Source organism: Photorhabdus stackebrandtii, assembly GCF_011189495.1.
In the GTDB taxonomy this organism is placed as follows: domain Bacteria; phylum Pseudomonadota; class Gammaproteobacteria; order Enterobacterales; family Enterobacteriaceae; genus Photorhabdus; species Photorhabdus khanii.
On record NZ_PUJV01000051.1, the window covers coordinates 1 to 8295 of the forward strand.

6 protein-coding genes are annotated in these 8295 nt (G+C 53.8%); 1 reads left to right on the plus strand and 5 read right to left on the minus strand.

Going from position 1 to position 8295, the window contains the following annotated elements; translation table 11 throughout:
- Window positions 1–677 (plus strand): group II intron maturase-specific domain-containing protein (locus C5470_RS20665; RefSeq protein WP_242688244.1); only part of this gene is annotated, 677 nt, incomplete at its 5' end.
- 263 nt (window positions 678–940) lie between these two features.
- On the opposite strand, the gene C5470_RS20670 is transcribed toward C5470_RS20665, so the two are convergent.
- The 5 genes from C5470_RS20670 to C5470_RS20690 all read right to left on the minus strand — a co-directional run.
- Window positions 941–1966 carry an AAA family ATPase gene (locus C5470_RS20670; RefSeq protein WP_166291625.1) on the minus strand — a complete coding sequence of 342 codons (1026 nt, stop codon included), beginning with the start codon at window positions 1964–1966 and terminating at the stop codon, window positions 941–943.
- The gene (locus tag C5470_RS20675) at window positions 1899–3563 is read right to left on the minus strand and encodes a DDE-type integrase/transposase/recombinase (RefSeq protein ID WP_166291627.1); all 1665 of its coding nucleotides are present in this window, start codon (window positions 3561–3563) and stop codon (window positions 1899–1901) included. Before C5470_RS20675 ends, C5470_RS20670 begins: the two co-directional genes overlap by 68 nt.
- Window positions 3547–4107 (minus strand): recombinase family protein, encoded by a 561-nt coding sequence (locus C5470_RS20680; RefSeq protein WP_166291629.1) that lies wholly within the window; start codon window positions 4105–4107, stop codon window positions 3547–3549. The genes C5470_RS20675 and C5470_RS20680 overlap by 17 nt, the downstream gene beginning before the upstream one ends.
- A 264-nt stretch (window positions 4108–4371) precedes the next feature.
- Window positions 4372–7236, minus strand: a complete 2865-nt coding sequence (locus C5470_RS20685) for an RHS repeat-associated core domain-containing protein (protein WP_166291630.1) — start codon at window positions 7234–7236, stop codon at window positions 4372–4374.
- Window positions 7237–7618: 382 nt separating this feature from the next.
- The coding region (locus tag C5470_RS20690) for a group II intron maturase-specific domain-containing protein (protein WP_242688246.1) at window positions 7619–8295 on the minus strand (677 nt) is incomplete at its 5' end.

An 8295-nucleotide genomic window follows, 5' to 3' on the forward strand; every position in this document is an offset into this window, starting at 1 on the left:
CACAACGCGCTGCCCCTCGCCAGAAAGTCTATGTCGTTAAATATGCGGATGATTTCGTCATTTCCGGGAGTTCGAAAGAAGTACTGGAAGAACGGGTGAAACCTGCTGTAGCTGCCTTTCTCAGAGAGCGGGGTCTGGAGCTCTCAGCAGAGAAAACCCGGATAACGCATATCGACGAGGGCTTTGATTTTCTCGGCTTCAACATACGCAAATACCGTGACAAGTTGCTGATAAAACCAGCAAAAAGCGCAGTCAAACGTATGCTGAGGAATATACGAGAGCTGATCAAAACCAATGCAACCGCCAAAACGGAAAACCTGATCCGGCAACTCAACAGAAAGTTGAGAGGCTGGGCCAATTATTACCGTCATGTTGTGTCGAAAAAGACCTTTGCTTACGTTGACCATCAGGTGTTTCAGGCTCTGCTTATCTGGATAAATCGACGACATCCAAACAAATCAGCCCGATGGAAGCAAAAGCGTTATTTCCGTCGCCTTGGTTTACGTCAATGGACTTTCTTCTCGATGTTCAGAAATGTGAAGGGAGAACAGGGATATCTCGACCTGTTCTCAATGGCGAGTACCCCGATCGTCCGCCACATCAAGATCAGAGCCAATGCGACCCCTTATGATCCGACATACCGACAGTACTTTGAGCGTCGTGCGCGGATCAGATAGCCCGAAGCGGAGCATAAGGGAAGGGATTTATCCAGGAGTAAAGCACGTTGGGTTACCGGGTCATTATCAGGCCTTAGTAAGGCTTGAGCCGTGTGCGCTGAAAGGCGCACGCACGGTTCTTAGAGGGCTGGAGACAGTTACCTGTCTCTGGCTACTCTGCGAAAAACGCCACCGACTCACATTAAGTGATAATGGGCTCGCATTTATCCTGCCCGGCCCGCAATCCATTTCGCCGGGCTCACAATAACTGCAAATAGACATCGTCATATCGGCAGGCCGACCGCCAGCATTCTGTCGCGTAGCTCGGCTGTGCGGGCAGGGTCTAACTGATTGTTAAATAATGCCCTGATTTCAGCAGGTTTTGCATCGAACTGCTCCACCATATCTTTCAGCCGGTAGCCATGTCGCGTGAGTGTCGGTTCCAAATCATCCAGCTGACGTGACAGAACGGATTCAACCAGCGTGGCTGTAATCGGTTTTTCACCTGTCTGGTATCCTGCTTCCATCGCCAGCGTCAGGTGCAACTGGACCTGTAGTGGTGTACGAAGTTTCATCGCCAGCAGGTCAACGGCTTCGGTCGTCAGAATATCTTCCGGCTTACCCTTTCCGGTGCTGGTCTTCAGCAACCACTGGATATATTCGCGCTGGCTGCCGGTGATGCCGTCCAGCGTAAAAATATCGGTGCGATAACCGATTTCCTCCATCGTCGGACGACGCAGGTCATTACGCAGTTTTGGGTGACCAGCCAGAACGACAGACAGCCGTCCACCGCCGTCTTCAACCACTTCCATCAGCCGTTTGAGCCCCGTCAGTGTATTACCGTTCAGGTCATGCGCCTCATCAACAAACAGTGCCACCGGGCGCTTACCTTTTTTGACCAGCTCCTGCAGTTCCCGCTCGCGGCGTTCACCCTGTTTGGGGATCTGCACCTGCTTATCCTGCGCCAGGTCGTAAAACAGGGCGTTAATCAGCGTGGCAAGCCGGACGCTGTGTTTGTCCACCGACAGGGAGCGGGCGACAATAATTTTGTTTTCATCTATCAGTTGCTGCTGCAGGCGTCGCAGGGTAACCGTTTTGCCACTCCCGACCACGCCACAGACGGCTATCAGTCGTCCTTCGCGTATCGCTCCTTTAATGTCTTTCATCAACTGTTTATGGTGGGCAGTTTCATAATATCCCGCCTGTTCAATAGACTGCGTCAGTCCATAATGCTCCATCACTTCAACCCGCATGGTCTTCTCCTGATTGTCTGTTACGAAAATAGTCTCTGATGCGGGCGAGTACTTCACTACGGTTAAGCGTCTCAGTCAGAATATTGTCGATAAACGCCCGGTCTTCATCCGACATCCTGGCCAGCGGTATGGCCAGATCGTCGGCAATTGCCAGTTTTGCCGCAATAACGGTGGGAAAGTGGTATTCAAATTTTCGGGCATCAAAGGGCTGATGTGGCAACTCATCAATGCGCTGCTGAGTGTCATCACTGACCATGCGGAGATCGCTGCCGGACAACGCGCTGATGGGGATGTTCAGCTGTCTGGCCAGAGCATGGATACGATCGGCCCGTTCAGCCGCTTTACCACGCCTGAACGTCCGGTAACGGTGTAGCGGCACAGGCCCCGACACCGGATAATAAGGCCCCCATGTTTCACCGATAAACTCCACATACATCTCTTCGTCAAACAGCCCCCACAGCAGAATGACGGTTTCACCCGCCATATCCGGTTCAACTTCCCATGAGGTGCCGTCTATCGTTACCCGTGCATCAACACCCACCCTGCGGGATTCAGGCTCCCGGGCGAACCGACAGTATTGTTCCCAGCTGCACATATCTCTCACGCCATCCTGGGGGATATTTGCCAGCCAGTCCTCCAGTCGGGAGTGTTTCTCGCTGCGGTGACGCTGCGCATTGTAACGACTCAGATAGTTCCAGAGCCATTCGTTGGCCTGCAGTTCCGTCTCTGGCTTATGGAAATGGTACAGGGTTTCATGCGCCTCTTTGACGGTCCTGAAAGGACGCTCGACTTTACCTTTTGACCGCGCCGTCGTCCGGTTGCCATCCTTACCTGCCGGTGTATGCGTCAGCCAGTCAACTTTCAGGGACTGCATCACATTCTGGAAGACATGGCTTTTGGCCACTGGTCCGTTATCGAGGTACAGCATTTTCGGGCGGCCCTGGAAAGGAAAATCAGACCTGGCTTTTGGTGCCATGGCGTTAAAGAGAAAACGCAGCGCTGACTCCGCATCCTCACCATACACACACCGGTATTCCTGGTAGGTAACCCCACTCCGGTCATCCACCACGCTGAACAGCATCAGCGTGGGTTCACCACGGGTGGGGTCAACCCAGACAGGCCGCTCGATATGTTTGAGGTCGGATGGTGACATATCAAACTGCCAGCAGTCATTGCTGTTTTCAGCCTGAAACCTCACCGCAGGAGGCTCCCGTAGCAGGCGGGGCTGGTCGAGACGCCAGCGGGAAAGCCAGCGATTGATGGTCTGCTTACTAAGCAAGCCTTTGGGACTTTTTATCAATCCCTGAGCGGTCTCCACACCGTGCTCTTCCAGCAACTGTATTGCCCGCCCGGTTGACAGATGGCGACCGGATTTATTCGTCGTTCGCAGTTTTAGCGCGGCAATCAGTTCACAGTAATGTTCCAGTTCAGATGGGGGGAGTATCCGTGGCTGGCCATGATCGCGGCGGTGAGCTGTGCGTGGTCTGAGAACCAGACGAAGAGCGCGATAGACCGTCGTGACTGAAATACCATACAACTGAGCGGCAGCGGCAATCTGGGTGGCCCGTTCAGGGCTTTTTGGCGGCAGGCGATCGAGCCGTTGCCGCAGTTGCAACAGAGAATCAGCCGGAATAGCGCTACGCCGGCTGCTCATAATTTTCCAGCGCCCGGTACACTGACGCTCTCCCGATCCCGAGCTGACGGGCGATGGCCGTAGCCCCCATCTTCTCCGTGGTATACAGACGATATACCTCAGCAGGATCTATGGAAGGTTTCCTTCCCCGGTACACGCCCCGCGCTTTCGCCGCGGCAATACCTTCCATCTGGCGTTCACGTCGCAGGTTGGTTTCAAACTCAGCGAAAACACCCAGCATATCGAGGAAGGCTTTACCTGCTGCCGAGCGCGTGTCCACGGGCTGTTCCGTTGCCCTGAGCGTTACGCCCTGCTGATTCAGGGCATACACGATATCCTGCAGGTCCTTAATGCTGCGGGCCAGGCGATCCACGCGGGTCACCATCAACGTATCTCCGGGGCGCAGGAACTCCAGTAATAGCTGCAACTCGCTCCTTCCATTCCGGCTGTTTCCGCTGGCTTTTTCTGCACGAATGATTTCACAACCGGCAGCGCGGAGAATTTGTGTCTGCAGGGTCAGATCCTGGTCGCTGGTTGAAACACGGGCGTAGCCGTAAAGTGCCATAATAATGAAAACTGTCTCGTTTAACTCTAGATGATGAAAACGTAACACCAGGATGAGTGAAAAACAACCCTAATGAGACAGAAAAACTGTCTCACCGGATTGCCTTCTTTGAGTCTACTTAAACGGGACGATCAATTCCATGATGGTAGCTAATTTCATTTTCAATTAGTGTACGCTGAGAAAAGTTGATCGAACCAATGATTATATTGGCTCCTACACATTTCTTATGCGAAGGAGCCTATTATTAGTGAAAATGTTAGAGAATTAATTTCTCGAGAAAGCCTTTCTCATAGATCTGAACAGACTACCATTTCTCCTTTGCGCCATTATGTGTGTCGATTCATTTCCTTTATGCTTTGATTTGGGGTGATAAGATGCCCACAGTTCAGCATTTGTATCCCATGGTGCGCCAGTTTCAGCATTATTTTTGTAAAAATGTATATTTCCAGTCAGTCTTTCACGATTTCTGTACGCATAACGTAACTCACTGGCCGTTATAGATTGCCCCCCCGGGCCTTCCTTATTTACAATATTTGATATATCCAGTTCATCAAGAACAAAATGGATTTTATTACCAGCACCGCTGGCCGCCATTTCAATACCCAACTTACTCCCTCGTTTCCAAAGTAGCTTAGGTGCCATTTGTGCTCCCGCCCTATGCCACTCATGATACTGGGTCTTTCCTGCATCTTTTCTGACCTCTTTATATATGGATGCAATGTTAAATTTGGGGTTATTTTCCCCTACCAGAAAATAATCCTCCCACAGAGGATAATCCCTGGATTTTTTTACCAACTCTTTAATGTTAGATGGGGGGGCTAGTTTTTTTTCATGTTTTTTTGGTGACTTAATGAAGTCTTGCAGTATTTTTAAATCAACGCTAAGAAGGGCTTGTCCAGAAACCGTATTGTTATATAAATCAATAATTGAAGCAGGTGCATCTTTATTGTCTGGAATGAATGGGCGCCCTATTGCCGTTGATATATAAGCTCCTCGGGGGGCAGCCAGCCCATAAACCAGATCGCCTTTATTTTCTCTGAAATTTTCATTTATTGGTTTTAGCCCATCGTTATCCTTTAATGTGAGCGGATTATTCCGCACCATTCTGAACAGGTTCAGCCCGTCCACCGTCCCCGCCGGGTCCGCACTCAGCCACCGCCCCGCCCACGGCTGGTAGTACCGGTACCCGTAGTAGTACAGCCCCGTTGCGTCACGCTCCTTGCCCGAGTAACGCACGGTTTTGTACTCCGCCTCCACCGCGCTGCGGGCCGTCCACAACGCCGTTCCGCCATACGGGTAGTACTCTTCCAGGCTGATGACGTTTCCGTCCCCGTCCAGCTCCAGCCCGCTGCTGCCCGTCAGGTTGTCATAGCTGTAGCGTAGCTGGTCGTTGCTGACACCCTCCGGCGTACCGCTCTCCCAGTGCAGCACCCGCACCTGCGCACGGCCCGCCTCGCCCGCGGTAATCACCTGCAGGCTTTCCGTTAGCGTATCGCCGGCTTTTGTCGTACGTAGCTCCAGACCCGGCAGGTACAGCACCCGCTGCGTCTGCACGCTGTTACCGGTTTTCTGTGCGCTGACCTTCAGCACGCGCTGGCTGCCCGCGTCATAGCGGTAGCTCTCGCGGTCATCCGTACCGCCGTCACGCACCACCGGCGTCACCTTCAGCAGCTCGCTGCGCGGCGTCCAGACAAGACTCTGCCCCGGCTGCAGCTGACTCTGCTGTCCGCCCGCCGTGAACAGCGCGTCCACGTCGGAGGGATTTTCCGTCAGCATGCTCAGCACGCCCCGGTTGCTGCGGTCGCTTATGGTGATGTTTGTGGTGTAACTGTTGTTTGTCGCGGGGGCACTGTGACGGATTTGCGTCAGATTGCCGCCTTCATCATAGGTATAGCTACGGATATAGTTTGTAAACGCAGAGCTGTCGGTGGGGAGGGGAACGGTGGCGGAGGGTAAGCTGCTGCCCTGCTGACCGGCCCCTGCCATCTCGCGGCCGGTGGCGCTGACCAGCTGGTACAGACTGTCATAGGCGTACGTATTTTCCGGCACCACTTTCTGGTTGCGCCAGAAGCGGGTCTCCTCGGCGTCGCTGGTTATTTTCAGGACGTTGCCCACCGGGTCATACTCATAGCGCAGGTCCTGCAGCACCTTCGCACCTGAGGCGTGTCCTGCCGGACGTTCCGTTTTAATGCCAGTCAGGCGCTGCGTCTCTGCTTCATACGTGTAGGTGGTCACCACGCCGTTGCCGTGCTCTTCGCGCAGCTTCTGCCCGGCGGCAGAGTATGTCAGGGACTTCACGACAGTCTGTTCTTTTCCGCCCTTCAGCGTCAGCCAACTGCCCGACAGCAGGCCCGCCACGTCGTAGGCCACCCGCTGCAGGTTTCCCTTCGCATCCGTGGTGGTCAGCATCACCCCGGTGGCGTCAGCCGTGGACAGGGTGGTGTATGTTTCAGCATCAAGCAGGTCGTTCCAGACGGAGGCGTCTGTCCCCTTCCAGTCAGCCACGGCGTCAGGATTGTCCGCGTCCTTCAGCAGGCGGCGGGTGACGGAGAGCGGCACGCCGGTAAGTGCCACGCTGTCGGTCTGCGTCAGGCCTGCCGTGTCGTAGTGGCTGACGCACAGCCCGGCGAGGTTCAGGGCCTTCTCCTCAACAGAGTTACCGGCATAAACAAAGCGCTCCGTGATGCGGGCGGCTTCCCCGGTGGCCTGTTCCGTAATGCTCAGCGGGCGGCCCGGCAGTTCTGAGTCCTCATACTGCCAGCTGCGGGTCACCGCCTGACTTCTGTCCTCTGTGCCATCACCGGCAGTGCTGATGTTGCTGACCGCCAGAAACGGCCGGCCGGCGGCATCGTTCAGCGCCACGGTGATGCCATTATCCACGCCCTGTGAACGCAGAACGTTGCCGGTCAGGTCGGTCTGGTAGCTGAAGTTCGCCAGCCCGGCGTCGTGCATGCGCGGGTCGGCGCTCTGCGTCAGAAAGCCGCGGGCATCGTACTGATGGCGGGTGATGCGCTCACTGGTAACGTCTGGGGAGCCGGGATGGCGATGGTACGCGATGTCGCGCACGGTCAGGCCGCGGTTATCGAGAACCGTGACCGTCGGGGTTTTGCTGAACAGCGATGTGCTCATGATATTCTCCTGTTTATGTTGTACAGCCGTTCAGGCTGCAAAGAAAATCATACAGCAATCAGGATAATTTCGCCTGGACAGGCGCTATAAGGGTGGGATTGGAGAAAGACGCTGGCAGTTAAATTTCATTTGCAGTTATTGTGAGCCCGGCGAAATGGATTGCGGGCCGGGCTGGATAAATGCGAGCCCATTATCACTTAATGTGAGCCGGTGGCGTTTTTCGCAGAGTAGCCAGAGACAGTTACCTGTCTCCAGCCCTCTAAGAACCGTGCGTGCACCTTTCAGCGCACACGGCTCAAGCCTTACTAAGGCCTGATAATGACCCGGTAACCCAACGAGTTTTACTCCTGGATAAATCCCTTCCCTTATGCTCCGCTTCGGGCTATCTGATCCGCGCACGACGCTCAAAGTACTGTCGGTATGTCGGATCATAAGGGGTCGCATTGGCTCTGATCTTGATGTGGCGGACGATCGGGGTACTCGCCATTGAGAACAGGTCGAGATATCCCTGTTCTCCCTTCACATTTCTGAACATCGAGAAGAAAGTCCATTGACGTAAACCAAGGCGACGGAAATAACGCTTTTGCTTCCATCGGGCTGATTTATTTGGATGTCGTCGATTTATCCAGATAAGCAGAGCCTGAAACACCTGATGGTCAACGTAAGCAAAGGTCTTTTTCGACACAACATGACGGTAATAATTGGCCCAGCCTCTCAACTTTCTGTTGAGTTGCCGGATCAGGTTTTCCGTTTTGGCGGTTGCATTGGTTTTGATCAGCTCTCGCATATTCCTCAGCATACGTTTGACTGCGCTTTTTGCTGGTTTTATCAGCAACTTGTCACGGTATTTGCGTATGTTGAAGCCGAGAAAATCAAAACCCTCGTCGATATGCGTTATCCGGGTTTTCTCTGCTGAGAGCTCCAGACCCCGTTCTCTGAGAAAGGCAGCTACAGCAGGTTTCACCCGTTCTTCCAGTACTTCTTTCGCACTCCCGGAAATGACGAAGTCATCCGCATATTTAACGACATAGACTTTCTGGCGAGGGGCAGCGCGTTGTG

Excerpts from the sequence above, each read along its gene's own strand:
- C5470_RS20685 (WP_166291630.1), bottom strand. The coding sequence starts at position 7,236 with ATGAGCACATCGCTGTTCAGCAAAACCCCGACGGTCACGGTTCTCGAT.
- C5470_RS20680 (WP_166291629.1), bottom strand. The coding sequence starts at position 4,107 with ATGGCACTTTACGGCTACGCCCGTGTTTCAACCAGCGACCAGGATCTG.
- C5470_RS20675 (WP_166291627.1), bottom strand. The coding sequence starts at position 3,563 with ATGAGCAGCCGGCGTAGCGCTATTCCGGCTGATTCTCTGTTGCAACTG.